Annotated in this window: 25 protein-coding genes; 13 read left to right on the forward strand and 12 right to left on the reverse strand. The window is 71.4% G+C overall.

What is annotated here, in order from left to right; translation table 11 throughout:
• Genes hutI through NC595_RS16910 form a run of 3 tightly spaced genes read right to left on the reverse strand, consistent with a single transcriptional unit; the run spans position 1 to position 4,368 of the window.
• Positions 1-1,227 carry an imidazolonepropionase gene (gene hutI, locus NC595_RS16900; RefSeq protein WP_253568484.1) on the reverse strand — a complete coding sequence of 409 codons (1,227 nt, stop codon included), beginning with the start codon at positions 1,225-1,227 and terminating at the stop codon, positions 1-3.
• A 16-nt stretch (positions 1,228-1,243) separates the two neighbouring features.
• Positions 1,244-2,776, reverse strand: a complete 1,533-nt coding sequence (locus NC595_RS16905) for a chloride channel protein (protein WP_253568486.1) — start codon at positions 2,774-2,776, stop codon at positions 1,244-1,246.
• Positions 2,777-2,802: 26 nt separating this feature from the next.
• Positions 2,803-4,368 carry a bifunctional GNAT family N-acetyltransferase/carbon-nitrogen hydrolase family protein gene (locus tag NC595_RS16910; RefSeq protein ID WP_253568487.1) on the reverse strand — a complete coding sequence of 522 codons (1,566 nt, stop codon included), beginning with the start codon at positions 4,366-4,368 and terminating at the stop codon, positions 2,803-2,805.
• 78 nt (positions 4,369-4,446) lie between these two features.
• On the opposite strand from NC595_RS16910, the gene NC595_RS16915 reads away from it, so the two are divergent.
• From NC595_RS16915 to NC595_RS16935, 5 genes are all read left to right on the forward strand, one after another.
• Positions 4,447-5,823, forward strand: a complete 1,377-nt coding sequence (locus NC595_RS16915; protein ID WP_253568488.1) for a formimidoylglutamate deiminase — start codon at positions 4,447-4,449, stop codon at positions 5,821-5,823.
• A 108-nt stretch (positions 5,824-5,931) separates the two neighbouring features.
• Positions 5,932-6,660 carry an ABC transporter ATP-binding protein gene (locus NC595_RS16920; protein ID WP_253568489.1) on the forward strand — a complete coding sequence of 243 codons (729 nt, stop codon included), beginning with the start codon at positions 5,932-5,934 and terminating at the stop codon, positions 6,658-6,660.
• On the forward strand, positions 6,657-9,023 hold the full coding sequence (locus NC595_RS16925) for an ABC transporter permease (RefSeq protein ID WP_253568490.1): 2,367 nt from the start codon (positions 6,657-6,659) through the stop codon (positions 9,021-9,023). Before NC595_RS16920 ends, NC595_RS16925 begins: the two co-directional genes overlap by 4 nt.
• Before the next feature lie 16 nt (positions 9,024-9,039).
• A complete protein-coding gene (locus NC595_RS16930; protein WP_253568491.1) occupies positions 9,040-10,233 on the forward strand; it encodes an efflux RND transporter periplasmic adaptor subunit in 1,194 nt (397 codons plus the stop codon).
• Positions 10,234-10,340: 107 nt separating this feature from the next.
• Positions 10,341-10,508, forward strand: coding sequence for a hypothetical protein (locus tag NC595_RS16935; RefSeq protein WP_253568492.1), 168 nt, complete (start codon positions 10,341-10,343; stop codon positions 10,506-10,508).
• A 4-nt stretch (positions 10,509-10,512) separates the two neighbouring features.
• On the opposite strand, the gene NC595_RS16940 is transcribed toward NC595_RS16935, so the two are convergent.
• Both NC595_RS16940 and NC595_RS16945 read right to left on the reverse strand, forming a co-directional pair.
• Entirely contained in the window at positions 10,513-11,121 is a 609-nt protein-coding gene (locus NC595_RS16940) for a hypothetical protein (RefSeq protein ID WP_253568493.1), read from the reverse strand.
• Between the two features lie 150 nt (positions 11,122-11,271).
• A complete protein-coding gene (locus tag NC595_RS16945) occupies positions 11,272-11,778 on the reverse strand; it encodes a Spy/CpxP family protein refolding chaperone (protein WP_253568494.1) in 507 nt (168 codons plus the stop codon).
• Between the two features lie 132 nt (positions 11,779-11,910).
• Between NC595_RS16945 and NC595_RS16950 the strand changes: the two genes are divergently transcribed.
• The 4 genes from NC595_RS16950 (at position 11,911) to NC595_RS16965 (ending at position 16,475) form a co-directional block, all read left to right on the forward strand.
• Positions 11,911-12,597: a response regulator transcription factor gene (locus NC595_RS16950; RefSeq protein ID WP_253568495.1), complete on the forward strand. Its 687-nt coding sequence runs from the start codon at positions 11,911-11,913 to the stop codon at positions 12,595-12,597.
• Positions 12,594-13,958 carry a sensor histidine kinase gene (locus NC595_RS16955; protein ID WP_253568496.1) on the forward strand — a complete coding sequence of 455 codons (1,365 nt, stop codon included), beginning with the start codon at positions 12,594-12,596 and terminating at the stop codon, positions 13,956-13,958. The genes NC595_RS16950 and NC595_RS16955 overlap by 4 nt, the downstream gene beginning before the upstream one ends.
• Before the next feature lie 140 nt (positions 13,959-14,098).
• Positions 14,099-15,094 (forward strand): TolB family protein, encoded by a 996-nt coding sequence (locus tag NC595_RS16960; protein WP_253568497.1) that lies wholly within the window; start codon positions 14,099-14,101, stop codon positions 15,092-15,094.
• Between the two features lie 100 nt (positions 15,095-15,194).
• Positions 15,195-16,475, forward strand: coding sequence for an MFS transporter (locus NC595_RS16965; RefSeq protein ID WP_253568498.1), 1,281 nt, complete (start codon positions 15,195-15,197; stop codon positions 16,473-16,475).
• Positions 16,476-16,882: 407 nt separating this feature from the next.
• Here the strand turns inward: NC595_RS16965 and NC595_RS16970 are convergent, their stop codons facing one another.
• Positions 16,883-18,130: an alkaline phosphatase family protein gene (locus tag NC595_RS16970; RefSeq protein WP_253568499.1), complete on the reverse strand. Its 1,248-nt coding sequence runs from the start codon at positions 18,128-18,130 to the stop codon at positions 16,883-16,885.
• Between the two features lie 111 nt (positions 18,131-18,241).
• On the reverse strand, positions 18,242-19,495 hold the full coding sequence (locus NC595_RS16975) for an alkaline phosphatase family protein (protein ID WP_253568500.1): 1,254 nt from the start codon (positions 19,493-19,495) through the stop codon (positions 18,242-18,244).
• 60 nt (positions 19,496-19,555) lie between these two features.
• On the opposite strand from NC595_RS16975, the gene NC595_RS16980 reads away from it, so the two are divergent.
• On the forward strand, positions 19,556-19,978 hold the full coding sequence (locus tag NC595_RS16980; protein ID WP_253568501.1) for a hypothetical protein: 423 nt from the start codon (positions 19,556-19,558) through the stop codon (positions 19,976-19,978).
• A gap of 9 nt (positions 19,979-19,987) precedes the next feature.
• Here NC595_RS16980 and NC595_RS16985 read toward each other — a convergent pair whose 3' ends face one another.
• The 5 genes from NC595_RS16985 to soxR form a co-directional block, all read right to left on the reverse strand.
• Entirely contained in the window at positions 19,988-20,494 is a 507-nt protein-coding gene (locus tag NC595_RS16985; RefSeq protein WP_253568502.1) for a methylated-DNA--[protein]-cysteine S-methyltransferase, read from the reverse strand.
• Positions 20,491-21,987: a DNA-3-methyladenine glycosylase 2 gene (locus NC595_RS16990; protein ID WP_253568503.1), complete on the reverse strand. Its 1,497-nt coding sequence runs from the start codon at positions 21,985-21,987 to the stop codon at positions 20,491-20,493. Before NC595_RS16990 ends, NC595_RS16985 begins: the two co-directional genes overlap by 4 nt.
• Positions 21,988-22,043: 56 nt before the next feature.
• Positions 22,044-22,538: a YybH family protein gene (locus NC595_RS16995; RefSeq protein WP_253568504.1), complete on the reverse strand. Its 495-nt coding sequence runs from the start codon at positions 22,536-22,538 to the stop codon at positions 22,044-22,046.
• An 82-nt stretch (positions 22,539-22,620) separates the two neighbouring features.
• A complete protein-coding gene (locus NC595_RS17000; protein WP_253568505.1) occupies positions 22,621-23,055 on the reverse strand; it encodes a barstar family protein in 435 nt (144 codons plus the stop codon).
• Positions 23,056-23,127: 72 nt separating this feature from the next.
• A complete protein-coding gene (soxR, locus tag NC595_RS17005; RefSeq protein ID WP_253568506.1) occupies positions 23,128-23,586 on the reverse strand; it encodes a redox-sensitive transcriptional activator SoxR in 459 nt (152 codons plus the stop codon).
• 93 nt (positions 23,587-23,679) lie between these two features.
• Between soxR and NC595_RS17010 the strand changes: the two genes are divergently transcribed.
• From NC595_RS17010 to NC595_RS17020, 3 genes are all read left to right on the forward strand, one after another.
• Positions 23,680-24,051, forward strand: a complete 372-nt coding sequence (locus tag NC595_RS17010; protein ID WP_253568507.1) for a hypothetical protein — start codon at positions 23,680-23,682, stop codon at positions 24,049-24,051.
• A gap of 26 nt (positions 24,052-24,077) precedes the next feature.
• A complete protein-coding gene (locus tag NC595_RS17015; protein ID WP_253568508.1) occupies positions 24,078-24,740 on the forward strand; it encodes an HAD family hydrolase in 663 nt (220 codons plus the stop codon).
• Positions 24,741-24,831: 91 nt separating this feature from the next.
• Complete coding sequence (locus NC595_RS17020; RefSeq protein ID WP_253568509.1) at positions 24,832-25,263, forward strand: DUF3429 domain-containing protein; 432 nt, start codon at positions 24,832-24,834, stop codon at positions 25,261-25,263.
• The last annotated feature ends 4 nt before the right edge of the window (positions 25,264-25,267 follow it).

Genomic DNA, 25,267 nt, shown 5'->3' on the forward strand with positions numbered 1-25,267 from the left:
TCAGCCGGCGCGGCGACCGCCGACCCAGCGCTGGCGGAGCAGGGTGCCGCCGATCCAGTAGCAGAGTTCGGCCGGCTCGCGCACATTCCACACGGCCAGATCCGCCCTCTGGCCGGCGGCGAGCGTGCCGCGGTCGACCAGCCTCAGCGCGCGTGCGGCGTGCACGGTGATGCCGCGCAGGGCTTCCTCCGGAGTCAGCCGGAACAGCGTGCAGGCCATGCCGGCTGCCAGGCGCAGCGACAGCAGCGGGGAAGTGCCCGGGTTGCAGTCGGTCGCCACGGCCAGCGGCACTCCGGCGGCACGCAGGCCATCCACCGGTGGAAGTTTAGTCTCGCGCAGTGCGTAGAATGCCCCCGGCAGCAGAACCGCGACGGTACCGGCGCTGGCCATTGCCTCGATGCCGGCCTCGTCCAGATGTTCCAGATGGTCGGCCGACAGCCCGCCGAACTCCGCCACCAGCGCCGCGCCACCCTGGTCGGACAGTTGCTCGGCGTGCAGCTTCACCGGCAGGTTTAGTGCGGTCGCCCGCTCGAACAGGCGACGCGTCTCTTCCGCGGTGAAGGCGATCCGTTCGCAGAAGGCATCCACTGCATCGATCAGGCCTGCCTCCGCCAGCGCCGGCAGCCAGTGGTCGCAGACCTCGGCGAGGTAGGCCGCGCGCCGCTCGCGGAATTCCGGAGGCACCGTGTGCAGGCCCAGGAAGCTGGTGCGCACGGTGATGCCCAGTTCCTCGCCGAGCCGGCGCGCCACGCGCAGCATCTTCCGCTCGTCGTCCAGCGTCAGGCCGTAGCCCGACTTGATTTCCAGCGTGGTGACGCCGTCGGCCAGCAGGGCGCGCGCACGCGCCGAGGCGCTGGCCAACAGCTCGTCCTCGCTGGCCGCGCGCGTGGCGGTCACGGTCGAGACGATGCCGCCACCCGCCCGCGCAATGGTCTCGTAGCTGGCGCCGTGCAGGCGCATATCGAACTCGCGCGCGCGCTGTCCGCCGAACACCAGGTGGGTGTGGCAGTCGATCAGGCCGGGCGTGACCAGCGCGCCGCCCAGATCGATCGTCTCGACGGCGGACGGGTGGTCGACCGTGTCCAGTTCCGTGCGTCGCCCCACCCAGGCGATGCGATCGCCGGCGATCGCCAGTGCGCCGTCGTCGATCAGGCCGAACGGCGCATCCTCGGCGAAGGTCGCCAGCCTGGCTCCGGTCAGCAGCACGTCCCAGCGCGTTGCGTTCATCGCGGCGACCTCCGGCTCAGTGGGCGTCGGGTGCGGTGTCGTGCGGCGGTGCGGCCGGCTCCTCGTAGTCGCGCGGAGCGGCTTGTTCGTCGTAGGCGCTGGTCTTGCCGGCGGGCATCGGTTCCACCACCTCCAGGTCGTCTGGTGCGGCGGTGGGGTGGCCGTCGCCATGTGCTTCGGCCTCGGCCTGGGCGGCAGCGTGCTGGCGTTCGAAATCCTGCACCATGCGCTCGGCGAAATCCTTGTAGACCGGGGTCGGGCTGAAGATCGACGCGGCCGCGCGGGCCAGCAGGCAGGCGGCCATGATCGGGATCACCATGTCCTGGTTGTCGGTCAGTTCCATCGCGATCACCGCCGAGGTCAGCGGCGCGCCGGTCACGCCCGACAGGTAGGCGCTCATGCCCAGCAGCACCACCGCCGCAGCCGGCACGCCCGGCAGGAAGGTGGCGATGTTGTGGCCCAGGCCCGCGCCCACGGCCAGCGCCGGCGAGAAGATGCCGCCGGGAATGCCGGCCCAGTACGACACCACGTTGGCCAGCAGCTTGGCGATGCCGAAGCCCTGGCCCGGGGTGGTGGCGGCCTCCTGCACGAAGGCGCGGGCCTGGTCGTAGCCGGTGCCGTAGATGTTGTTGTGGGTGAGCACGCCCAGCACCGCCAGCGCCAGGCCGCAGCCGGCGGCGAACAGCACCGGTGCACGCGAGCGCAGCCGGCCGATGGTGGCCAGCGGGCCGCGACGGCTGAGCAGGATCAGTCGCGCGAACAGGCCGCCGAGCAGGCCACAGATGATGCCGGTGAGCAGCACCGCCAGCCAGGCGTGGCCCAGCGGCAGGCTGGCGTCCACCTCGCCGAAGTAGGCGTAGTTGCCCATGATGCCCAGCGAGACCACGCCGCCGACGATCACCGCGGTGAGCAGCAGACCGCTGAAGCGGTGCTCGAAGGTGCCGGCCAGCTCCTCGATGGCGAACACCACGCCGGCCAGCGGCGTGTTGAACGCCGCCGCGATACCGGCTGCGCCACCGGCCAGGATGAAGCGCGAAGCCGCCTTCGGGTCGGTGAAGCCGAAGCGCCGGCCCAGTGTGTAGAACAGGCCCGCGCCCACGTGCACGGTCGGACCCTCGCGGCCGATCGAGGCACCGACGCCCAGCGCGATCAGCGTGAGGATCATCTTGCCGGCGGCGATCGGCAGCGCCAGCATCCTCGCGCGGAAGCCCTCGTCCTCGATGTGCAGGGTCCCGATCACCTGCGGGATACCGCTGCCGCGCGTGGCGCGCAGCCTGCCCTCGGTCACCCAGGCCAGAGCGGCGAACACGATCGGCGTGAGGATCAGCGGGATCCACACGCCGTAGCCGAGCACCTTCTGGAACAGGTGGAACGACCAGTCGCTGGCCTTGGCGAACACGATCGCCGCCAGCGCCACCAGCACCGCACCGATCCACAGCGCCAGTCGGCGCTTCCACTGGGCCGGGGCGAAGAATTCGTGGCCCAGCAGCGCCTGCAGGCGCGGGTTGGACGAGGGCGGGGGAGGGGATTGCTGGTGGTGGTCGGTCATCGGATCGCGGGCTGGAGGGGAAGGGGTCAGCGCGCCAGCGTATGCCAGCGCGTCTGGTAGAGGTCGAAGCGGCGATCCTTGAGGTTCTGCACCGCGCCGGCGTTGCGGGCTTTGGCCAGGTTCTCCAGGCTGAGGTCGGCGAACAGCACCGTCTCGATGTTCGGCGTGGAGTCGGCGGCGATGCCGTCGCGGGCGAACGGGAAGTCGCTGGGCGTGAGGATGCAGCTCTGGCCGTACTGGATGTCGAAGTTGTTCACGCCGGGCAGGTTGCCGACGTTGCCGGAGAGCACCACATAGCACTGGTTCTCGATCGCCCGTGCCTGCGAGCAGTAGCGCACGCGCAGGTAGCCCTCGCGCACGTCGGTGCAGAACGGCACGAACAGGATCAGCGCGCCCTGGTCGGTGAGGTGACGGGCGACCTCGGGGAACTCCGAGTCGTAGCAGATCATCACGCCGATCGGGCCGCAGTCGGTCTGGATCGTCGCCGCGCTCTCGCCGCCGGTGATGTTCCACACGGTGCGTTCGCTGGGCGTGGGGTGCAGCTTCTCGCGCTCGTGGATCGAGCCGTCGCGCAGGCACACGTAGCAGACGTTGTGGATGTCGCCGTTCGGCTGCTCGGTCGGGTGCGAGCCGCCGATGATGTTGATGTTGTAGCGCACCGCCAGGTGGCTGAAGAGTTCCTTCACCTGCGGCGTGTACTGGCTCAGCTTGCGGATCGCCTCGACCGGCGAGAGCTCCTCGTTCTCGATCGACAGCAGCTGCAGCGTGATCAGCTCGGGGAAGGTGACGAAGTCGGCACTGTAGTCGGCGGCGATGTCGGTGAAGTACTCCACCTGGGTGGCGAACTCCTCGAACGACGTGATCCGCCGCTGCTGGTATTGCACCGAGGCCACGCGCACCGATTCGGGCAGGCGCTGCGGCGTCGGTACCGAGGGCATGTCCGGATGATCCAGCAGCCGCGGATTGCGCCACACCAGGTGGGCGGCGTAGCCGAGCGAGTCGTAGTCCGACGGCACGTAGTTGCGCAGCAGGCCGACCAGTTCGAAATCGTTGTGCAACTGGAAGCTGAGCGTCTGGTCGCGGCGCCGGCCCTCGACCACCGCCTGCACGTAGGCCTCGGCGCTGCCGTAGCGGGCGAGGTTCTTCGCCAGGCCGGGAATGCGTCCGCCGAACACGATGCCGCGCAGCTTCAGGTCCTGGCACAGCCGCTTGCGCGCCTGGTACAGGCGCTGGCCGATGCGCATGCCGCGGTAGTCCGGGTGCACCACCACTTCCATCCCGTACAGCCAGTCGCCGTCCGGCTTGTGTCGCGAGGCCATGCCGCCACCGGTGATCTGCACCCAGGTGTGCGGCGCCAGCGCGGTGGCCTCGTCGATGCGGAAGGTGGCGCAGTAGCCGACGATGCGTCCCTCGTACTCGACCACGAACTGGCCTTCCGGGAAGTGCGTCTGCTGGGAGCGCAGCATTTCCGCCGAATGACCCCACTCGGCGGTATAGACGCGGGCGGTCAGCTCGACCAGTTGGGGCACGTCCGCGGGCACCGCCAGCCGAAGCTGCAGCTTGGGTGCCTGCTCGGAAATCTTCCTGGCCATCCGCCCATTATGCCGCACTGCCGCGAAGGCCGGGTCGACGCGGGCCGCTACACTGCGGCTTTTCGACGGATCGCCCCCATGATGTCGCCGGTTTCGCAAGAATCCCCCAGTGCCGATGTCCACTGGACGCCCCAGGGCTGGCGGGCCGACGGCCAACTGGCCGTCGATGCCACCGGGCATCTGGCCGAGTCGCCCGATGCGGTCGGCGAGCCCCTCGGCCGCTGGGTGCTGCCGGGCATGCCCAACCTGCATTCGCACGCGTTCCAGCGCGCCATGGCCGGGCTGGCCGAACGGCGCGGTCCGGGCAACGACAGCTTCTGGACCTGGCGCGAGGCGATGTACGGCTTCGCCGCGGCGCTCGACCCTGAATCGCTGCAGGCGGTCGCCGCCCAGTTGTACGTGGAGATGCTCAAGGCCGGCTACACCCAGGTCTGCGAGTTCCACTACGTGCATCACCAGCCGGACGGCGCGCCCTACGCGCAGCCCGAGGCGATGTCGCTGGCGCTGATCGAGGCGGCGAAGGAGGCCGGCATCGCGTTGACCCTGCTGCCGGTGCTGTACATGACCGGCGGCTTCGATGGCCGGCCGCTGGCGCCGCGACAGCGCCGCTTCGGCCATGCCGAGGTGTCCGACTACCTGCGCCTGCTCGAGGCGCTGCGCGCGCACGAGTCGGCCGACCTGCGCGTGGGCATCGCGCTGCACTCGCTGCGCGCCGTGCCGGAGAACGCGATGCGCATGCTCTTGGCGACGGGTGCGGCGCAGGCCGGGCCGATCCACATCCACATCGCCGAGCAACTCGGCGAGGTGCAGGACTGCCTCGCCGTGCGTGGCGCCCGGCCGGTCGAATGGCTGCTCGACCACGCCGACGTGGACGCGCGCTGGTGTCTGGTCCACGCCACCCACCTGACCGGCCACGAGACCTCGCGTCTGGCGCGCAGCGGCGCCGTCGCCGGCCTGTGCCCGACCACCGAAGCCAACCTCGGCGACGGCCTGTTCCCGCTGGCCGACTACCTCGATGCCGGCGGCGTGCTCGGCGTCGGCTCGGATTCGCACATCTCGGTGTCGCCGGTGGAGGAACTGCGCTGGCTCGAATACGGTCAGCGGCTGGTCACCCGTCATCGCAACATCGCTGCGCGCAGCGAAGGCGCCAGCGTCGGCGAGACGCTGTGGCGCGCAGCGCTGCGCGGCGGTGCGCAAGCCGCGGGCCTGCCGGTCGGCGCACTGGACGCGGGGCGGCGCGCCGACCTGCTCGTACTGGATGACGAGGCGCCGTTGCTCGCCGCGCGCGATGCCGGTTCGGCGATGGACAGCTTCCTGTTCGCAGGCAACGCGCCGCTGGTGCGCCACGTGATGTGCGGCGGCCGCTGGGTGGTGCGCGACTTCGTGCATCACGACGAGGAGCGCATCGCCGCCCGCTACCGCGCGACGGTGGCGGCGCTGGCCGCCCGCGCCTGACCGCGCGCCGGCAATCGGGCCGGTAGTTGCGCAGGATCAGGTCGGCGGGATCGCGCAGCGTCTAGGGTGCTCGGCACGACACCTCCGCGCGGTGTCACGGAGCCATGCATGGGGACGCCCGCCCTTCCGGACAGCGATGCCGTCTTCCGCGCCCGCGGCCTGACCAAGGTCTACCGCATGGGCGAGGTGGAGGTGCATGCGCTGCGCGGCGTCGACCTGGACCTGTACCGCGGCGAGTTCGTGGTGCTGCTGGGGCCGTCCGGCAGTGGCAAGTCCACGCTGCTGAACATCCTCGGCGGGCTGGACGTGCCCACTGCGGGCGAGGTCTGGTACGAGGGACACCACCTGTCCGGTGCCGACGAGCGCGAGCTGACCCTGTTCCGCCGCGAGCACGTCGGCTTCGTGTTCCAGTTCTACAACCTCATCCCCAGCCTCACCGCGCGCGAGAACGTGGCCATCGTCACCGACCTGGCCGAGGGCGCGATGAGCCCGGAGGAAGCGCTGGCGCGGGTGGACCTGGCCGACCGCATGGACCATTTTCCGGCCCAGCTCTCCGGCGGCCAGCAGCAGCGGGTGGCGATCGCCCGCGCCATCGCCAAGCGGCCGGCGGTGCTGTTGTGCGACGAGCCCACCGGCGCGCTCGACTCGGCCACCGGCGTGCGCGTGCTCGAGGCGCTGGAGCGGGTGAACGCCGAGCTGGGCACCACCACGGTGGTGATCACCCACAACGCCGACATCGCGCGCATGGCGCACCGGGTGCTGTACCTGGGCGACGGCCGCATCGTGCGTGAGTCGCGCCCCGAGCAGCGCATTCCGGCGCGGGAGCTGCGCTGGTGAGGGCGCTGGGACGCAAGGCGTGGCGCGACCTGTGGCACCTGCGCGGGCAGGCGCTGGCGATCGCGCTGGTGATCGCCGGCGGCGTCGCCACGCTGGTGATGTCGCAGTCCACCTACCAGTCGCTCACCGCGACGCGGGAGCGGTTCTACCGCGAGGGCGCGCTGGCCGACCTGTGGGCGCCGCTCAAGCGCGCGCCGGACGCGCTGGCCCCGCGGCTGGCGGCCATCGACGGCGTGCAGACCGCGCAGACCCGGCTGATGGCGGCCGGCACGCTCGGCGTGCCCGGCTTCGGCGAACCGGTGCGGGTCGAGCTGGTCTCGCTGCCGCAAGAGGGCGGGCAGCCGCTGCTCAACCGCCTGCAGCTGCGCAGCGGGCGGCTGCCGAATCCGGACGTGGACAACGAAGTGGTGCTCGGCGAGGCCTTCGCCGCCGCCCACGCGTTGCGCGCCGGCGACACGCTGAGCCTGACCCTGCGCGGGCGCCAGCGCTGGCTGCGCGTGGTCGGCGTGGCGACCTCGCCGGAGTACGTCTACCAGAGTCCGCCCGGCGCGGTGTTCCCGGATTTCCGGCGCTACGCCGTGGCGTGGATGAACCGGCATGCGATGGAAAAAGCGTTGTCGATGGATGGCGCGTTCAACAGCGTGGTGTTGCGGCTGCGGCCGGAGGCGAAGCCGGCCGCGGTGATCGCCGCGCTGGATAGTCTGCTGGCGCGCTACGGCGGCGTCGGTGCATACGGTCGCCACGAGCAGACCTCGGCCCGCTATCTGGAGGAGGAGATGCGCCAGCTGCAAACCATGGCGCGGTTGTTCCCGGCGATCTTCCTCGGCGTCGCGGCGTTCCTGGTGCACGTGGTGCTGATGCGCCTGCTCGGCACCCAGCGCGATCAGATCGGCGTGCTCAAGGCGTTCGGCTACCCGGACCGCGCGCTGGCCCGGCACTACCTGGGGATCGCCGCGGTGATCGCCGGTGCCGGCGCGCTGCTCGGCATCGCCCTGGGTGCAGCGCTCGGCGGCTGGCTGGCCCATGTCTACCAGGGCATCTACCGGTTTCCGTTCCTTGCCTACCGGCTGAGCGCGGTCGCGGTCGCCACGGGACTGGCGGTCAGCCTGGGCGCGGCCGCGGCCGGTGCGTTGATGGCACTGCGCGCCGCCGTGCGCCTGCCGCCGGCCGAGGCGATGCGCGCGCCGGCGCCGGCCCGGTTCGGGCCGAGCCTGGTCGAGCGGCTGGGCCTGCGTCGCTGGCTGACGCCCGCCGTGCGCATGGCGCTGCGCGACCTCGGGCGTCGTCCCGGGCGCGCGGCGTTCACCGTGTTCGGGTTGGCGATGGCCAGCGCGGTGATGATGGTCGGCCGCTTCCAGGGCGACGCCGTGCAGACCATGGTCGACACCCAGCTCGGCATCGCGCAGCGGCACGACTTGTCCGTCAGCTTCGTCGAGCCGGCACCGCGCGGCGTCGTGCCGGAGCTGGCTGCGTTGCCCGGCGTGCGCGCGGCCGAACCGGTGCGGATGGCGCCGGTGCGCCTGGTGCATGGCCTGCACAGCTACCGCACCGTGCTCGAGGGCCTGCCGCCCGGCGCACGACTGCGCCGCCCGCTGGACACCACGCTGCGGCCGGTGCTGCCGCGCAGCGACGGCGTGCTGCTGACCGACTACCTCGGCCAAATGCTCGACCTGCGGCCCGGCGACCGGGTGGAAGTGCAGGCGCTGGACGGCCATCGCCGCCACGTCAGCGTGCCGGTGGCCGGCTTCGTGCACGAGTACATCGGCGCGCAGGGCTACATGGATCTGGACGCGCTCAACCGGCTGCTGGGCGACGGCGACGTGGTTTCCGGCGTGCTGCTGGGCGTGATGCCCGGGGCCGCGCCGGACGTCTATGCCGAGCTGAACCGGCGTCCCTGGGTGGCCGGCGTCGATTCGCGGCTGGCCGCCGTGCGCAGTTTCTACGCGACCATGGGCGAGAGCATGCTGGTATTCGCCTGGGTGGCGGCGCTGCTCGGCGGCGTGATCAATTTCGGACTGGTCTACAACGCCGCGCGCATCAGCCTGTCCGAGCGCGGGCGCGAGCTGGCCAGCCTGCGCGTGCTCGGCATGACCGAGGGCGAGGTCAGCATGCTGTTGCTCGGGCAGCTGGGCGTGCTGGTGCTGGTGTCGGTGCCGCTGGGTTTCGTCGCCGGATACGCGCTGTGCTGGCTGATGACCCAGGGCTTCCAGTCCGAGCTGTTCCGCGTGCCGGTGCGGCTCACCACTGCCACCTACGCGTTTGCCGCGGCGACGGTGTGCGTGGCCAGCCTGCTGTCGGCGCTGCTGGTGCGTCGGCGCATCCACCGGCTCGATCTGATCGGCGTGTTGAAGACCCGCGAATGAGGAACCCGTCGTGCGCATGAAACGCCCGTACCTGATCGCCCTGGTCATCCTTGCCGTCGCGCTCGCCGCGGCGTTCCTCTGGGCATGGCAGGCCTCGCCGCGCCTGGTGGACATCGCCACGGTGCAGCGTGGTCCCCTGGTGCAGCGCTTCGAGGAGGAGGGGCGGACCCAGTTGCCGCGGCGCTGGGTGGTCTCGGCGCCGCTCGCCGGCACGCTGCAGCGGATCAACCTGCTGCAGGGCGATGCGGTGAAGGCCGGTCAGGTCGTCGCGGTGATCGAGCCGATGCACGGCGCACTGCTCGATGCGGCCAACCGTGCCCGCCTGCTCGCCGAGCAGCAGGCGGCCGAGGCCTCGATGCAGGCGGCGCGGCAGCGTCTGGCGGCGGCCAGCGCGGACGCCGAGCTGGCCTCGCGCGACGTGCGCCGCATGCGCACGCTGGGCGCCGGCGGCGTGGTCAGCGCGGCCACGCTGGATGAGGCCGAGGCGCGGGTCGCCCGCGCGCTTGCAGCCGCCGCGGCCGCGCGTGCCGAGCAGCACGCAGCTGCGCAGCAGCGCGATGCGCTGGCGGCGCTTCTGAAGGGGCAGGGCCAGGGCGGCGGTGAGCGGATCGAACTGCGCGCGCCGGTCGACGGCGTGGTGCTGCATCGTTACCAGGAGAGCACCGTGCCGGTGCAGGCCGGGCAGTCGCTACTGGAGATCGGCGACCTCGACGAACTGCAGGTGATGGTGCAGGCGCTGTCGCAGCAGGTGATCGGCCTGCATCCGGGCTCGGCGGCGCGGATCCTGCGCTGGGGTGGCGACCGGCCGCTGCCGGCGCGCGTGCTGCGGATCGAGCCCGGCGCCTTTACCAAGGTGTCCGCGCTCGGCGTGGAGGAGCAGCGCACCCTGGTCTGGCTGCAGATCACCGCGCCGCGCGCGCAGTGGGCGGCGCTGGGCGACGGTTTCCGGGTCGAGGTGCAGTTCGAGGTGGCGCGCCGTGACGACATGCTGCAGGCCCCCTCCAGCGCGCTGTTCCGCGAGGGCCGCCGCTGGATGGTGTTCCGCGTCGCCGGCGGGCGCGCACGCCGGGTCGAGGTCACGCCGGGCATGCAGGGGGACGGTGCGGTGGAGATTCTCGCCGGGCTCAAGGCAGGCGACCGCGTGGTGGCCTATCCGGACGATCGCCTCGTCGACGGCCAGCGCGTGCGGGCGCTGGAGGCCTCCCCATGAGGTCGATGCCCGTACGATGAACGGTGGCCGTCCGCAAGCTTCCGCGGTAGTCGGCCCACGGCGCGTCGGGCCGTTCCTGGCAGCACCATCCACATCGGGAGTGCGCCATGCGCCGATTCGCATCACGTCTGTTGATCTCCACCGCCTTGCTGGGCGCCAGCGCCCTGTTGGCCGGCTGCATCGTGGTGCCGGCCCGCGGTCATGCGCGCGTGTGGATACCGGGCTACTGGGCCGCGCCGCATGTATGGGTTTCCGGCCACTGGCGCGTGCGCTGAGCGCTCAGCGTGACCAGTGCACTCCGGCCAGCGCGGCATGCAGCGCCTGCCACGCCTGGGCCTGGCTGAAGGGCGGCGTGCGCGGCGGGGCGTAGACCTCCGGCCGGGTGCCGTACACCAGCAGGTCGATCGCCACGCAGCGGTCGTCGCGCACCGCCCGGTAACCCTCCACCTGCAGGTAGTGGCTCATCGCCGCATCACCGGCACGGAAGCGCTGGAACGGGGTCCCGTCCAGCGTCTGGCTGGCGATCGAGCCCGGCTTTGCGCTGGCCGGAGTGTCCTCGCAGTGGGCCAGTGCGTCGGCGTCGCCGCTCTCGCTGATGCGCAGCTCGGCGGAGGTGATCCGGTTCGAGCCTTTCAGCACCAGGGCGGCCAGCGGCTGGCCCTGGCCGTGCGGTCCGGCGAATGCCTGCCAGGCGGCGGCATCCAGATAGCTGCGATCGAAATCGCGGTGCAGCGTCATATCGGCCGGTATCGGTATCGACAACCCCAGCGACGGAGCGGTGAACCGGTGGGGTGTCGAGTCGCCCGCCGCGGGTGATGCGGTCGGCGGCTTGCCGTGGCATCCGGCAAGCAGGGCGAAACTGGCGGTGATCAGGCTCAGGCGTCTCATCGGCGGCTCCCGGGTGTGCGGGGATGGTCCGGTGCCACGCATGAAGGCCGCGCCTGCAGCTCGTCGCCGCGGCGTGGATGTCCCGTGAGTGCCACGAAAAAAGGCGCCAGCTCACGCTGGCGCCGGACGCTTCGAGTGGATGCCGGGGAGTTACTGCGCCGAGCTGGCCGACGGCACCGGATGGCTCTGGCGGAACTCCTTCCACTGCTCGCGACGCGCCTCGCGCTGGCTGCGCATGGTCGCCAGCTGGGCCTTCTGCTGCGCCGTCAGCACCGCGTAGATCTGCGCCTTCACCCTGGCGCGCTGCTCGATGCGGGCCTGGGTCGCCTGGCCTTCGGCTTGCGCCAGCCGGGCCGCCGCGGCCTGGTAGCCGACCTGGTCCGGGGTCATCTGCTCGAACGCCTCGCGTTGCGTATGCAGGGCCTGCCACTGACCCTTGTTCTGCTCGCGGCTGGCCTGGGTGATCTGCTTGATGCTGGCCTTCTGTGCGTCGGTCAGGTTGAGCTTGGCGAAGGCCTCGCGCATGCCGTGGTGATCGCGGTGCCCGTGGTCGCCGGGGCGGTGCCCCCCGTCGTGGTTGCCGCCGGCGGCGAAGGCGGCGCCGGTGATCGTCAGGGCCGAAGCGAGGAGGAAGCCGAGGGTGGTCGTCTTGCGCATGGGTAACACCTCTTGCGTGGGTGGAGGACTGGCGATCATTGGACGACACCCCCGCGTGTATGTTCTTTGCGCGTAGGTAAAGATGCGTAAAGCCCGTGGCGTCCGCGCCGCTGCCCCACTGAAATGGCTGCCATGCAACGGATCCTGATCGCCGACGACGACCGCGCCCTCACCGAATTGCTGGCCGAGTACCTGCAGCGCGAAGGCTTCACCGTGGACGTGGTGCACGATGGCGAGGCGGCGCTGGCGCGTCTGCGCGACGGTGCGCAGCGTCCGGACCTGCTGATCCTCGACGTGATGATGCCCGGCCGCGATGGCCTGGAGACGTTGCGCGAACTGCGCCTGCAGCAGCGGTTGCCGGTGATCATGCTGTCCGCGCGCGGCGAGCCGGTGGACCGCGTGATCGGGCTGGAGCTGGGCGCGGACGACTACCTGTCCAAGCCCTGCCTGCCGCGCGAACTGCTCGCCCGCGTGCGTGCGCAGCTGCGTCGGCGGACGCCGGAGGCGGCGGCGAACGTGCAGGTCGGCCACCTGCGCCTGCAGCCGGGCGACCGCCAGGCGTTCGTCGACGCGCGGGAGCTCACGCTGACCGGTGCCGAGTTCTCTCTGCTCCTCGCGCTGGCGCAGCGCGCGGGCGAGGTGGTGGACAAGGCCACGCTCACCCGGCTCGCGCTCGGTCGCGAGCTGGAGCGCTTCGACCGCAGCATCGACGTGCACGTCAGCCGCCTGCGGCACAAGCTGGCCGAGGCGTCGGCCGATGCGCCGCGGATCGAGTCGGTGCGCGGCTCCGGCTACCTGCTGCGGGCGGGTGGCGCATGAACCCGCTGCGCAGCTCGCTCTACCGGCGCCTGCTGGTCGGTTTCTGCCTGGCCAACCTGGTGGTGCTGTTCGTCGGCGGCTCGCTGGCGCAGCGCTTCATCGAATACACCACGGCGGTGGAGATCGACTGGTCGGCGCTGGCCCGGGATGCCAGCCACGCCTACGACACCGGGGGCGGGCGTGGGCTGGCCGAGTGGTCGCGCGAGCAGCACAGGGAAGGTATCGAGGCGACGCTGTTCGAAGACTGCCGGCCGCTGACACCGTTCCGTGCGGGGCCGATCATGCTGCGCGACCTGCCCAGCTGGCTCGCCGCCGGGCACGACGTGCTGGTGCAGCCGCGCCCGGGCCTTTACCTGGCCGTGCAGCCGGTACAGGGCGCCGACGGCCGGACGCGCCAGCTGGTCGCCCTCAGTCGCACCCACACCCGCCTGCACCAGCACACCCGGCAGACCATCCTGCTCGCCGTGCAGGCGCTGCTCTCGCTATTGCTGATCGGCGTGATCGGCTGGTGGATCGCGCGCAGCGTGGCGCGTCCGGTGGCGGCGCTGCGCGAGGCGACCCGGCGCATGGCGGCCGGCGAACTGTCCACCCGCGTGCACTGGAAGAACGGTCGCGGCCGCGACGAGCTGGCCCAGCTCGCCGGCGATTTCGATGCGATGGCCGAGCGCATCGAGGCGTTGGTCGCGCATGATCGCGGCGTGCTGCAGGACCTCTCCCACGAACTGCGCTCGCCGCTGGCGCGGCTGCAACTGCTGCTGGATTTCGCGCGGCGCAGCGAGGATCCGGCCGAGGCCGCCGGCTACTTCGCCCGTGCCGAGCAGGAGATCCAACAGCTGGACCGCATGACCGGCGAGATGCTGGCGCTGTCGCGTCTGGAAGGCGGCCTGCCGGGCGACCAGCGCGAACCGGTGGACCTCGCCGCGTTGGCGCGCGACGGCGCGGCGCGCGCTCAACTGGAGGCCGCCGCCCGCGGTATCGCCCTGCGGCTGGACGCGCCATCGCCGGTCCCCGTTTCCTGCCATGCCCTGCTGCTGGAACGCGCGCTGGACAACCTGCTGTCGAACGCGATCAAGTTCAGCCCGCCGGGCGGCGAGATCGTGCTGGGCGCGCACACCGCGGCAGGGCAGGCACGACTGTCGGTGCGCGACCACGGTCCGGGTGTGCCGCCGGGCGAATTGGCCGCGCTGTTCCGGCCGTTCTTCCGCGGCAGCAACGCGCCTCGGGCGGAGGGAAGCGGGCTGGGATTGGCCATCGTCAAGCGTGTGGCGCACGCACACGGCGGCGGCGTGCACGCGGAGAACGCTGCGGGCGGTGGGCTGGAGGTGTCCCTGCTGTTGCCGCTGGCGCCGGCCGGTGACTGATTCGCCCTGCCATGGGTGCGGGTGACGTCCGGCAGGTGCCGCCGCCGGACGCGTGGCGCTAGCGTGGGCACTGCCCCTCTGTCGCCTCGAAGGCAGGGCCCGCCACCGCTTCCGGCCCGCGCGCCGTAAGGAGTTCCTCCATGCAGGGATCGCCCCGTTCCACCGCCTGGCTGGCCGCGGTGCTGGCCTGTGGCCTCAGTGCCGCCGCCAGTGCGTCCACACCGACCGTGCTGGCAGCCCCGCAGATCTTCGCTCCCGGCGTCGTGTCCGGTCCGGCCAACGACGAAGCCCCCACTTTCAGCCCGGACGGGCAGACCCTGTTCTTCACCCGCAGCGGCGCCGGCGGCGGCACGATCATGGAGTCGCACCGGATCGACGGTCACTGGTCGACACCGACGATCGCCCCGTTCTCCGGCCGCTGGCCGGACCTTGCGCCGGAGATCTCGCCGGACGGCAAGTCGCTGGTCTACGTCTCGATCCGCCGCTCCGCCGGCATACCCGCGCACCAGCAGGTCGGCCTGTGGAAGGTGGACCGCATCGGTCCCGGCTGGGACCGCTGGAGCGAGCCGCAGCGCCTGCCGGCCACGGTCAACCTCAGCGACGCGGTGTGGAAGGCGAGTATGGCGCGCGACGGCAGCCTGTATTTCCTCTCGATCGACCCGGGCAAGGGTAAACGGCTCTACGTGTCGGCATTCGCGCACGGTAGCTACCAGCCGGCGCATCCGCTGTCGTTCAGCCACTACGGCGACAACGACGTGGACCCGGAGATCGCACCGGACGGCTCGTTCATGGTGTTCGCCAGCGACCATCGCCTGCCCGGCGACAGCAAGGACCACCTGTTCATCGTGTTCCGCCAGGGCGACGGCTGGGCCGAGCCGCAGCCGATCCGCTACGCCGGCGACGATGCCGGCGGCTTCAGCACGGACTACCTGCCGCACCTCGGGTCGGACCATCGCACGTTGTATTTCGCCAGCGACCGCGCCGCACCGGTGGGCCACTACCCGCACTCGCCGGCGCAGGCACGGGCCTACCTCGAACGGATCGAGCAGTGGGACAACGGCAACCTCAACGCCTGGTCGGTGTCGCTGGAGCCGCTGCTGCGCGGGCATGACCCGTCCGGTAGAGCGAAGGACTGACCGACGGCCCCGACCGGTCGCCCAATCGCGATGGTCGATCGTCCGGCCCGCTGGCTCTAAGCTTCGCGCTCCCCGATCACCAATCCGGCAGGTCAACCCGATGACGAAGGGCGGTTCCGAGGCGGTCGACACGGCGCAGCCGGCCGAGGTCGAGTCGATCCGCCATGGCACGGCGGCGTTCCGGCGCACCAACCTGGCCTTGTTCGCCGCCGGCTTCGCCACCTTCGGCCTGCTGTATTGCGTGCAGCCGCTGATGCCCGAGTTCAGCCGCGACTACGGCGTCAGCGCGGCGACCAGCGCGCTGTCGCTGTCGCTGAGCACCGGCGTGCTGGCCTTCGCCATGCTGTTCATGGGCGGCGTGTCCGACGCGGTGGGGCGCAAGTCGGTGATGGTCGCCTCGCTGCTGTCCTCCGCGCTGCTGGTGCTGGCCAGCACGATGGTGCAGCAGTGGCCGCTGCTGCTCGCGCTGCGCATGCTGCTCGGCTTCACCCTGAGCGGCGTGCCGGTGGTGGCGATGACCTACCTCGCCGAGGAGGTGCACCACGACTCGATCGGGCTGGGCATGGGGCTGTACATCAGCGGCAACGCGATCGGCGGCATGAGCGGAAGGCTGATCGCCGGCGTGCTGACCGACCACTTCGGCTGGCGCGTGGGCATGGGCACGGTGGGCGCGGTGGGGCTGGTGGCCTGTCTGCTGTTCTGGCGCAGCTTGCCGCCATCGCGGCACTTCACGGCGCGACCGTTCCACCTGCGCAGCCTGCTCGGCCGCTTCGCCGGGCTGTTCCGCGATGCCGGCCTGCCGTGGTTGTTCGCCGAGGGCTTCCTGCTGCTGGGCGCGTTCGTCACCGTCTACAACTACCTCGGCTACCGCCTGCTGGCCGCACCGTACCATCTCAGCCAGACCGCGGTCGGCCTGGTCTTTGGCATCTACCTGATCGGCACCTTCAGCTCGACCTGGATGGGCCACCTGGCCGGTCGGCTGGGTCGGCGCAAGGTGCTGTGGAGCGCGTTCGCGCTGATGCTGGCCGGCGTGGGGCTCACTGCTGCGGCATCGCTGCCGCTGATCCTGCTCGGTATCGTGGCGATCACTTTCGGCTTCTTCGGTGGCCACTCCATCGTCAGCAGCTGGGTCGGTCGTCGCGCCGGTGCGGCCAAGGCGCAGGGCTCGAGCGTGTACCTGTTTTCGTACTACATGGGTTCGAGCATCGCCGGCGCCAGCGGCGGGCTGTTCTACGCTTCGCACGGTTGGAACGGCGTGGTCGGCTTCGTCGGCGCGCTGGTGCTGGCCGGCCTGCTGGTGGCATGGCGGCTGTATCGGCTGCCGCCGTTGGTGAACGTGGCGACGCTGCCGCAGCCGGCCAGTCGCGGGGCGATGCCGTGAGGGGGCTTTCCCTCCGCGCTGCAGCCGCCGCAGAGGGGCAGGGCGCGCGCCGAGTGTTACCGCATACCCAACTGCCGTCATTCCCGCGAAAGCGGAAGGCGCGTTTCAATGGCGGAAGCCGGTCATCCAGTGTCTTTCCGCAGTCCTCGTTGTGCTCAGCATCAGAGCCAAGAGCGGTTTCGTCCTCCTGCGGAGGCCGAGTCACTTTCTCTTGGCGACCCAAGAGAAAGTGACTCGGGCGCCGAAGGCGTACGAAAGCCTTGGCTTTTCATGAGCGCACTTCCCGGCAGCTAGTGGGGACTGCATCAAGCGGTGGGAATTGCAGTGGATGAAGAACAGATAACGATGCGAACGCCCTCCACGGTCACTCGATCAAGCCCAGACCATCCCCGCAACGCGAAACGGCCTCACCGCGCCGCCGGCACCAGCATCTCCTCCACCGGCCGGTAATCGCCGTCGTTGCGCTCGGGCACGATGTGCAGCAGATGCGTCATCAGCGGATAGACGTCCACATTCGGGAACTCCGGCACCACCACGTGACGGCGGAAGTCCGGGCCGTGGGCCAGGAACAGCGCGCGCATCGCCGGGTCGTCGTTGTCGAAGCCGTGTTCGCCCCAGATCGGCTTGCCGTGGTGGAGCATGCTGCGGGTGTTGCTGGTGATCAGCCAGCCGGTCTGCGCCAGGCAGAACAGCGGCGGCACCCGCGCGTTGTGGCCGTAGTGCAGGTGGGCCGGGATGTCCGATTTCTTCCAGCACTGCATGTGCGGGTGTGGGCGCAGCAGGGCGTTCGCCACCTCGGCCTCGTGGCCTGGCGCCGGGATGATCCCGGAGATCGCGCCGGTGGACACCACCGTGGCGTGCCCCGGCACGATCAGGTCGTCGAGGAAGATGCGCTGGTCCGGCGGCGTCTGTGCCATGCCGTGGTCGGCCACCACGATCAGGTCGATGCGGTCGTACAGGCCGCGCTGCTTCAGCCCGGCCACCAGCCGCGCCAGCGCGGCATCCACCTGGCCGATGGCCGCATTGGTCTGCGGCGCATCCGGTCCGTAGTAGTGCCCGGCGGTATCCACGGCCTCGAAATACAGTGTGAGCAGCTGCGGGCGCTGCGCGGCCGGCAGGTCCAGCCAGGACAGCACCTTGTCCACGCGCGCGTCGTATGGCATGTCGCCGTCGTACGGTCGCCAGTGGTCCGGCCGCACGCCGTGGATCGCGGCCTCCGAGCCGGGCCAGAACAGCGTGGCGGCGCGCAGGCCCTGCTTCTGCGCGGTCACCCAGATCGGCTCGGCCTCGTTCCACCAGCGCGCGTCGCCCACCGCCTTGCGGTTGCCCAGGCTGAAGCGACCCAGCGCGGGATCGAACATCGAGTTGTCGACGATGCCGTGGTCGTCCGGGTAGCGCCCGGTCACCAGGGTGTAGTGGTTGGGGAAAGTCAGCGAAGGGAATGATGGCTTCATTGCCTTCGCGCGCACGCCTTGGTCGGCCAGCGCGGACAGAGTGGGCGAAAGGCCGCGGTCCAGGTAATCGGCGCGGAAGCCGTCGAGCGACACCAGCAGCAGCGTCGCCGGCGTGGCCGGGCGCGCGGCAGGGGCGTGGGGCGCGGTGGCGCAACCGGCCAGCAGGGCGACGGCGGCGCAGCAGAGAGATCGGAAGAACATGCGGGTACGGGTCGTGAAAGGGGAAGGGGTGAGCGATGATGGACAGCCATGGCGCACACGCCATGGCCCGATTGGCCTATGGCGCTTTTTCCTGTAGCCGCGCCGTCACGCTCAGCGCGTCGCCGGCACCAGCATGTCCTTCACCTGGCCGTAGTCGCCGTCGTTCGGCCGCGGCTCCAGGCCCAGCAGGTGCGCCATCAGCGGATACACGTCCACGTTCGGGAACGCGCCATGCACCACGCCGCGCTCGAACGCCGGACCATGCGCCACGAACAGCGCGCCCATGCGCGGGTCGGCGTTGTCGTAGCCGTGCTCGCCGCGGGTTCCGGTCTGCGGGTGGCGGCGCATGTAGCTGTCGGTGGAGATCGTCCAGCCGGTGTCCGCCAGGCACAGCAGTTGCGGCACGCGCGGGTTGTGGCCGTAGGCGAACCGGGCCGGCACGCGCGACTTGTCCCAGCACCGCATGTGTGCGTGCGGCCGCTCCATGCGGGCCTCGATCGCGGCGAAGTCGGTACCCGGCTTCGGGTCGATGCCGGCCAGCACGCCGGCGGTGACCAGCTTCACCTGGTCCAGCGGCAGCAGCCCGTCCAGTGTGATCACGTGGCCCATCGGCACCGTGGCCATGCCGTGGTCGGACACCACGATGATGTTCATGCGTTCGAGCATGGCGCGCCGGCGCAGCCCCGCCACCAGGCGGCCCAGCGCTTCGTCGGTATCGCGCAGGGCCTGGTCCACCTCGGACGAGTCCGGGCCGTGCTCGTGGCCGGCGTGGTCCACCGCGTCGAAATACAGGGTGAGGAAGCCCGGGCGCCGGTCACCCGGCAGGTCCAGCCAGGCCAGCACCTGGTCCACCCGCTGGTCGGCGGTGACGTCGCCGTCGTAGGGGCGCCAGTGATCCGGATGCATGCCCTGGATGTCGGCCTCGGTGCCGGGCCAGAACATCGTCGCGGTCTTCAGCCCGTGGCGGTCGGCCGTGATCCACAGCGGCGTCGCCTCGTCCCACCAGCGCCCGTCGCTCACCGCCTTGCGATCGCCCAGGTCGAAATGGCCCAGCTGCGGGTCGTCCATCGTGTTGTGCACGATGCCGTGGTGATCCGGGCGCAGGCCGGTGACCAGGGTGTAGTGGTTCGGAAAGGTCAGCGAGGGGAACGAGGGCTGCATGCTGCGGGCGCGCACGCCGTCGCGGGCCAGCGCGGCCAGGTTCGGGCTGAAGCCGCGGTCGATGTAGTCGTGGCGGTAGCCGTCGATCGAGATCAGCAGCAGCGGGGCGGGGCGATGGCCCGCGGCATCCCGCGCCGGGGTCCCCGCGCAGGCAGCGATGAACGGCAGCAGCGCGAGGGCGAGTAAACGAAACGGGAATTTCATGCGTTGGAACCTACGATCCACATCCATGACAACGCGCCATGATCGCGCACAGGTGTGACAATGACACGCTCCCGCCCGCTCTCCCCCGTGTTTGCCGCCATGGCCGTGGCCCTGCTCGCCGCTGGCGCCGTGCAGGCCCAGTCCACCGCGCCGGCCCCGCGCCCGGTGCCGATCCAGCCGACCGGCTCGCAGCAGCGCTTCCGCGAGGCGGTGCAACAGAGCCAGGTGCGCGACCAGTTGCAGAAGGCCCAGCTCGAACACCAGCTGACCCAGCGCACGCTGGAGAGCACGCGCAGCAAGCCCGGTAGCACCACCTCGAACGACAAGCAGGTCGACAACGCCAAGCAGGCGCAGGACCAGCTCTACAACGCCCAGCAGCGCGATCGCGTACAGCGCTACAGCGACGCCCTGATGGCACAGCCGGTGCCGCAACCCGCCCCCCAGCCGGTGGCCGCAGAGAAGGGTGGCACCGTCGGCCACTGAGCGCCGCGGTCAGCCGAACAGGTCGCCCCGCGCCACGCGCGCTTCCAGCGCCAGCAGCCAGCGCTTGTTCGGCAGGCCGCCGCCGAAGCCGGTGAGGTTGCCGTTGGCGCCGATCACCCGGTGGCAGGGCACCACGATCGGCAGCGGATTGGCGCCGTTCGCCGCGCCTACCGCCCGCGCCGCGCCAGGATCGCCCACGCGCCGCGCCAGTTCGCCGTAGCTGATCGTCTCGCCGTACGGGATGCACGACAGCTCGCGCCATACCGCGAGCTGGAACGGCGTGCCCCGCGGGTTCAGTGGCAGCTCGAAGGCCGTGCGCTTGCCGGCGAAGTATTCCTCCAGCGCCTCGCGCGCGAACGCCAGCGCCTCCGGGTCGAGCACCCAGCCAGCTGGTGCCGGGCCGTGGCCGCGCCGTCCTTCGAAATGGATGCCGCGCAGGCCGTGCGCATCGGCGCTGAGGCGCAGCACGCCGCAGGGCGAGGGCAGGTCGACGTAGTGGATCGTCGTGTCGTTCATCTTGACGGTTTCGTCTTCGGCGCAACGGCCACGCTGCGCCACAGGTGCATCACCGCGTAGGCGCGCCAGGGGCGCCATGCCTCGGCGCGCTGTTCCATCGCCCGTGTGCTCAGCGCCTCGCCATCGGGGGCGGCCGCGCGGCGCAGGATCAGGTCCGCCGCGGGGAACGCATCCGGATGGCTCAAGCCGCGCATTGCCATGTAGTGCGCGGTCCATGCACCGATGCCGGGGAGCGCCACCCAGCGTTCGACGAATGCGTCCAGCGGCTGTTCGGGGCGAAAGTCGATGCGGCCGTCCAGTAGCGCCTGCGCTACGCCACGGATCGTCGCTGCGCGCGCCGTGGTGATGCCGAGCGCGCCGAGGTCCGCCTCGGCCAGCTGCGCGGTGGAGGGGAACAGCTTGGCCAGTCCCGGCCGCGGCGAGGCGGCCAGCGGCGTGCCGAAGCGCTCCACCACCCGTGCGGCCAGCGTGCGCGCCGCGGCCACGCTCACCTGTTGGCCGAGGATCGCGCGCACCGCGATCTCGAAGCCGTCCCAGCCGCCGGGCAGGCGCTGCCCCGGGTGTTTCCTCGCCAGCGGGCCGAGCACCGCATCGCGGCGCAACGCGGCGGCGATCGCCTGCGGCGCGGCGTCCAGGTCGAACATGCGGCGCAGCCGCGTCACCACCGCCAGCAGTTCGCCCGGCGGCACCCCGTGCACCTCCAGCCGCAGCGCATGCTCGTCGCGTGCACCGGCGCTCACCCGCAGCCACGACGGCGCGGCCGGATCGCCGAACACGCGGCTGTAGCTGGCTTCGTCCACCGCCTCCACGCCGGGCAGCGCGCGGCCGCGCAGGAACGCCAGCAGCGCGGCGAAGTCGTACGGCGGGCGGTAGCCAAGCTTCAGCACCAGCGGTGCGCCGGCCGGTGCGCGCGGCAGCCGGCGCAGCTCGCGCGGGGCGATCCGGTTCGCCTGCGCGAACGCGGCGTTGAAGCGGCGCAGGCTGCCGAAGCCGGCCGCCATCGCCACCTCGGTCACCGGCATCGCGGTCTCGGTCAGCAGCTGCTTGGCGAACAGCAGGCGGCGCGTGGTGTGCACGCGGATCGGCGGCACGCCGACATGCTCGACGAACAGCCGCCGCAGCTGCCGCGCGCCCAGGTCCAGCCGCGCCGCCAGCGTGTCCACCGAGCCGTGCTCCAGTTCGCCGTGCTCGATCAGCGTGAGTGCGCGCGCCACCGCATGCTCGCCGCGCTGCCAGACATCGTTGCCCGGCGCCAGCTCCGGCCGGCAGCGCAGGCAGGGCCGGAAGCCGTCCGCCTCGGCCGCGGCGGCGCTGGCGTAGTAGCGCACGTTCGCGGCCTTCGGCGCCGGCGCCGGGCACACCGGGCGGCAGTAGATGCGCGTACTGGTGACGGCGGTGAAGAACAGGCCGTCGAAGCGCGCGTCGCGGCTCAGTCGCGCCTGTTCGCAGGTGCGCGTGTCCAGCGGTCGCGGGAGCAGGGTGGAGGTGTCCATGCCGGCAGGCTAGCACCGCGTCCGCGTTGGAACTCGCCGTTTTCGGACATCAATGCTCAGCGCGATTCGGGGCAGGGAGCGTCGCGGTGCCGGTCGAACGCGGCGAGTGCCGCGGCGTCGGCCGGGCGCCCTTCGTCGCCGCCGTCGAACTGCACCCGCCACGCGCCGTCGCGACCCCGACGCCACGTGGTCGCGAAGCGACCGATCACGGTGTGCGCCTGGCCGTCCTTGCCCGTCGCTGTCATCACGTACGGGCCGCTCGACAGCGCCAGCCGGCCATCCGCGCTCGTCACCACCTGCGCCGGCTGCCAGTCCAGCTGCAGCGCCTTGCCGTCGATGACCGCCTGCCAGGCCGGCAGGATCGCGGCCGGACCGTGCAGCGGGTGTTCGCCGTTCGCGTCGAACACTGCGTCCGCGGCGAGGAAGCCGCGGAATGCCGTCGCATCATGCTCGCGCACGCTGCGCGCGAACGCCTGTTCGCGCTGCCACACCTGGCAGGTCGGCGACGGCGCGGCGGTCGAAGTGATCAACAGGGCAGCGAGCAGGATCATCGATGGCGCTCCGGCAGCGGGTGTGCGGTGGAGCATCCGGTCGGCGCCTGGCCTCCGCCAGTGCCGCTCGTCCCGGGTGATCTCAGGCGTCGATCGCCGCGTCGCGGGTCTCGTTGTCCGGGAATGCCATGAACACGAAGAACGGCACGCCGCGCGCATGCCAGGCGCGCGCCATCTCCTCCAGCGCGCGGCGGCTCGCGGCATACGCATCCGGGGACGCACGGCAGAACGTCACCGCGTGGTCGAACAGCAGCACGCGACCGGCGCCCTCGTCGGCGCGCAGCGCCGCATCGAGCTGTGCCCACGAGCCGGCGGCCGCGGGCGGCAGGCCGGCCTGCGCCGCGATGCGCTCCAGCGCGGCGGCCTCGTTGCCGCAGTCCGCCAGGTCGATGCGCGCCAATTGGAGCCCCGCGCGCTGCGCGTCGCCCACCAGCGTGACCGGGTCGTCCGGGTCCACCCGGTACACCCCGTCGCGTCCGGCATCGTGCAGGTCGATGCCCAGCACCCTGGTCGTCATGGCGATCTCCTCGGCTGGTGGCCTGGCGATGATGCCTCCGCGTGCGGCCGGCCGCCAAGCCGCGGCGCAGCGCTACAGCGCGTCCGCGTCGAGCAGGCGCGGGCCGCTGCCGTCTTCGCTGAGCCGGTCGCCTGCATTGCGCAGCGGACATTTCTTCAACGACAGGCAGCCGCAGCCGATGCAGCCGGTGAGTTCGTCGCGCAGTTGCGTGAGCCGCGCGATGCGCTCGTCCAGTTCCGCGCGCCAGTGGCTGGACAGCAGCTTCCAGTCCGCCACGGTCGGCGTGCGCTCGTCGGGCAGTTCGGCCAGTGCCGCTGCGATCGAGGCCAGCGGCAGCCCGGTGCGGTTCGCCACCCGGATCACCGCCAGCCGCCGCAGCACGTCGCGTCGGTAGCGCCGCTGGTTGCCGGCGTTGCGCCAGCTGCGGATCAGCCCCTTGGTCTCGTAGAAGTGGATCGCCGACACGCTCAGGCCGCTGCGCGCGGCCACCTGGCCCACGCTCAGCGCCGGGACATCCGATGCCTTGCCCATGCTTGACCTCAAGTTAAGTTGAGGTCTTACCGTGCCCGATGCCGCGCGTGCCGACAAGCCGCGCGTTTCCCGCTCCCCATCGAGGCACGATCCATGACCACGCAAGTCGCTTCCGCTCCGCTGCCCACGCTGATGCAGCGCCTCGCTGCCGCCTTCCGTCCGATGCACGCGCGCGGCGCGCTGTTCGCCGGCCCCGCACATCCGCCAGCCGGACCGGGCGCCGCCGCGCCGCGCACCTCCGCACCGCAGCTCGATCGCTTCGTCGCCCAGCTGCGCGAGCTGCTCGCCGCCACCGACGAAACCGCCCGCCGGCGCCTTGAGCGCGAAGTGCTGGAACTGGCCGCGCCGCTGCAGGCCGCCGGCGTGTTCGACCTGCTGCGCATCGCGCACGCACCGCTGGCCGCGATGGTCGCCGACCACCTCGCCGCAAGCGCCGGAGAGCCTCGCCACCCTGCGCTAGGATGAACGCTTTCCCGCCACGGTCCGTGCCCATGTCGTCCGCCGCCACATCGCCCTCCCTGCCGCTCTCGCCCGACCGCGCTGGCAGCCGGGTCGACACCGTGGTGTTCGACCTCGGCGGCGTGCTGGTGGACTGGGATCCGCGCTACCTGTATCGCTCGCTGTTCGACGACGAGGCGGCGATGGAGCGCTTCCTTTCCGAGGTGTGCACGCCGGCCTGGAACCTCGCGCAGGACGCCGGCCGGCCGTGGGCCGAGGCGGTGGCCGGCCTCAGCGCGGAACATCCCGGATACGCCGAACAGATCGCCGCCTACCGCGCGCGCTGGCTGGAGACGCTGCGCGGCCCGATCCAGCCCAGCGTGGACCTGCTCGCGCGGCTGCGTGACGAAGGCGTGCGGCTGTACGCGCTCACCAACTGGTCGCAGGAAACCTTTCCGCTGGCGCGCGAGCGCTTCGATTTCCTCGGCTGGTTCGAGGGCATCGTGGTGTCCGGCGAGGAAAAGCTGATCAAGCCCGATCCCGAGATCTTCCACCGCCTGATCCGCCGCTACGCGATCGAGCCGGCGCGCACGCTGTACATCGACGACTCGCTGAAGAATGTCGCCGCCGCCGAGGCGCTCGGCATGCATGGCTGGCACTTCCAGGGTGTGGACGGCCTGCGCAATCGCATGCAGTCGCTCGGCCTGCCGGTGTAGCGCCCGCCGCCGTGCCCGCCCTTGGGGCCGGACGCGGCATCGGTAATCATGTTGCGCGGGGCCGGCGCGGTGCCGGCCAGGAGATGTCTGCATGGTCGATGCATCCGAAAGCCCGCTGCCGCGCGGCATGCCCGCACTGGGCTGGAGCGGCGTGCTGCCGTTCGCCGGCGCGCTGCTCGCCGCGTTCGCGTGGCCGGCGTGGAGCGGTTTCGCCGCCGCCGTGTTCGTGTCCTACGGGGCGGTGATCCTCAGCTTTCTCGGCGGTGCGCGCTGGGGCCGCGGCCTGGCCGGCGGCGTCGCGCCCGCGCGCTTCGTGGAGGCGGTGATGCCCAGCCTGATCGCCTTCGCCGCACTGTTGCTGCTGCACACGCCGCCCGCCGCGCTGGCGCTGCTCGCCGCCGGCTTCGCGATCTGGCTCGCCATCGACCTGCGCGACCCGCTGTGGCCGCCGGCCTACCGCCGCATGCGGCTGGGCATCAGCGTGGTGGTGCTGGCGCTGCACGCGGGGTGGCTGCTGGTCTGAAAGC

The organism is Dyella lutea, assembly GCF_024158035.1.
Taxonomy (GTDB): Bacteria; Pseudomonadota; Gammaproteobacteria; order Xanthomonadales; family Rhodanobacteraceae; genus Dyella_A; species Dyella_A lutea.

Coding starts and splice junctions, on each gene's coding strand:
- hutI (WP_253568484.1), bottom strand. CDS start 1,227: ATGAACGCAACGCGCTGGGACGTGCTGCTGACCGGAGCCAGGCTGGCG.
- NC595_RS16905 (WP_253568486.1), bottom strand. CDS start 2,776: ATGACCGACCACCACCAGCAATCCCCTCCCCCGCCCTCGTCCAACCCG.
- NC595_RS16910 (WP_253568487.1), bottom strand. CDS start 4,368: ATGGCCAGGAAGATTTCCGAGCAGGCACCCAAGCTGCAGCTTCGGCTG.
- NC595_RS16915 (WP_253568488.1), top strand. CDS start 4,447: ATGATGTCGCCGGTTTCGCAAGAATCCCCCAGTGCCGATGTCCACTGG.
- NC595_RS16920 (WP_253568489.1), top strand. CDS start 5,932: ATGGGGACGCCCGCCCTTCCGGACAGCGATGCCGTCTTCCGCGCCCGC.
- NC595_RS16930 (WP_253568491.1), top strand. CDS start 9,040: ATGAAACGCCCGTACCTGATCGCCCTGGTCATCCTTGCCGTCGCGCTC.
- NC595_RS16935 (WP_253568492.1), top strand. CDS start 10,341: ATGCGCCGATTCGCATCACGTCTGTTGATCTCCACCGCCTTGCTGGGC.
- NC595_RS16940 (WP_253568493.1), bottom strand. CDS start 11,121: ATGAGACGCCTGAGCCTGATCACCGCCAGTTTCGCCCTGCTTGCCGGA.
- NC595_RS16945 (WP_253568494.1), bottom strand. CDS start 11,778: ATGCGCAAGACGACCACCCTCGGCTTCCTCCTCGCTTCGGCCCTGACG.
- NC595_RS16950 (WP_253568495.1), top strand. CDS start 11,911: ATGCAACGGATCCTGATCGCCGACGACGACCGCGCCCTCACCGAATTG.
- NC595_RS16955 (WP_253568496.1), top strand. CDS start 12,594: ATGAACCCGCTGCGCAGCTCGCTCTACCGGCGCCTGCTGGTCGGTTTC.
- NC595_RS16960 (WP_253568497.1), top strand. CDS start 14,099: ATGCAGGGATCGCCCCGTTCCACCGCCTGGCTGGCCGCGGTGCTGGCC.
- NC595_RS16965 (WP_253568498.1), top strand. CDS start 15,195: ATGACGAAGGGCGGTTCCGAGGCGGTCGACACGGCGCAGCCGGCCGAG.
- NC595_RS16970 (WP_253568499.1), bottom strand. CDS start 18,130: ATGTTCTTCCGATCTCTCTGCTGCGCCGCCGTCGCCCTGCTGGCCGGT.
- NC595_RS16975 (WP_253568500.1), bottom strand. CDS start 19,495: ATGAAATTCCCGTTTCGTTTACTCGCCCTCGCGCTGCTGCCGTTCATC.
- NC595_RS16980 (WP_253568501.1), top strand. CDS start 19,556: ATGACACGCTCCCGCCCGCTCTCCCCCGTGTTTGCCGCCATGGCCGTG.
- NC595_RS16985 (WP_253568502.1), bottom strand. CDS start 20,494: ATGAACGACACGACGATCCACTACGTCGACCTGCCCTCGCCCTGCGGC.
- NC595_RS16990 (WP_253568503.1), bottom strand. CDS start 21,987: ATGGACACCTCCACCCTGCTCCCGCGACCGCTGGACACGCGCACCTGC.
- NC595_RS16995 (WP_253568504.1), bottom strand. CDS start 22,538: ATGATCCTGCTCGCTGCCCTGTTGATCACTTCGACCGCCGCGCCGTCG.
- NC595_RS17000 (WP_253568505.1), bottom strand. CDS start 23,055: ATGACGACCAGGGTGCTGGGCATCGACCTGCACGATGCCGGACGCGAC.
- soxR (WP_253568506.1), bottom strand. CDS start 23,586: ATGGGCAAGGCATCGGATGTCCCGGCGCTGAGCGTGGGCCAGGTGGCC.
- NC595_RS17010 (WP_253568507.1), top strand. CDS start 23,680: ATGACCACGCAAGTCGCTTCCGCTCCGCTGCCCACGCTGATGCAGCGC.
- NC595_RS17015 (WP_253568508.1), top strand. CDS start 24,078: ATGTCGTCCGCCGCCACATCGCCCTCCCTGCCGCTCTCGCCCGACCGC.
- NC595_RS17020 (WP_253568509.1), top strand. CDS start 24,832: ATGGTCGATGCATCCGAAAGCCCGCTGCCGCGCGGCATGCCCGCACTG.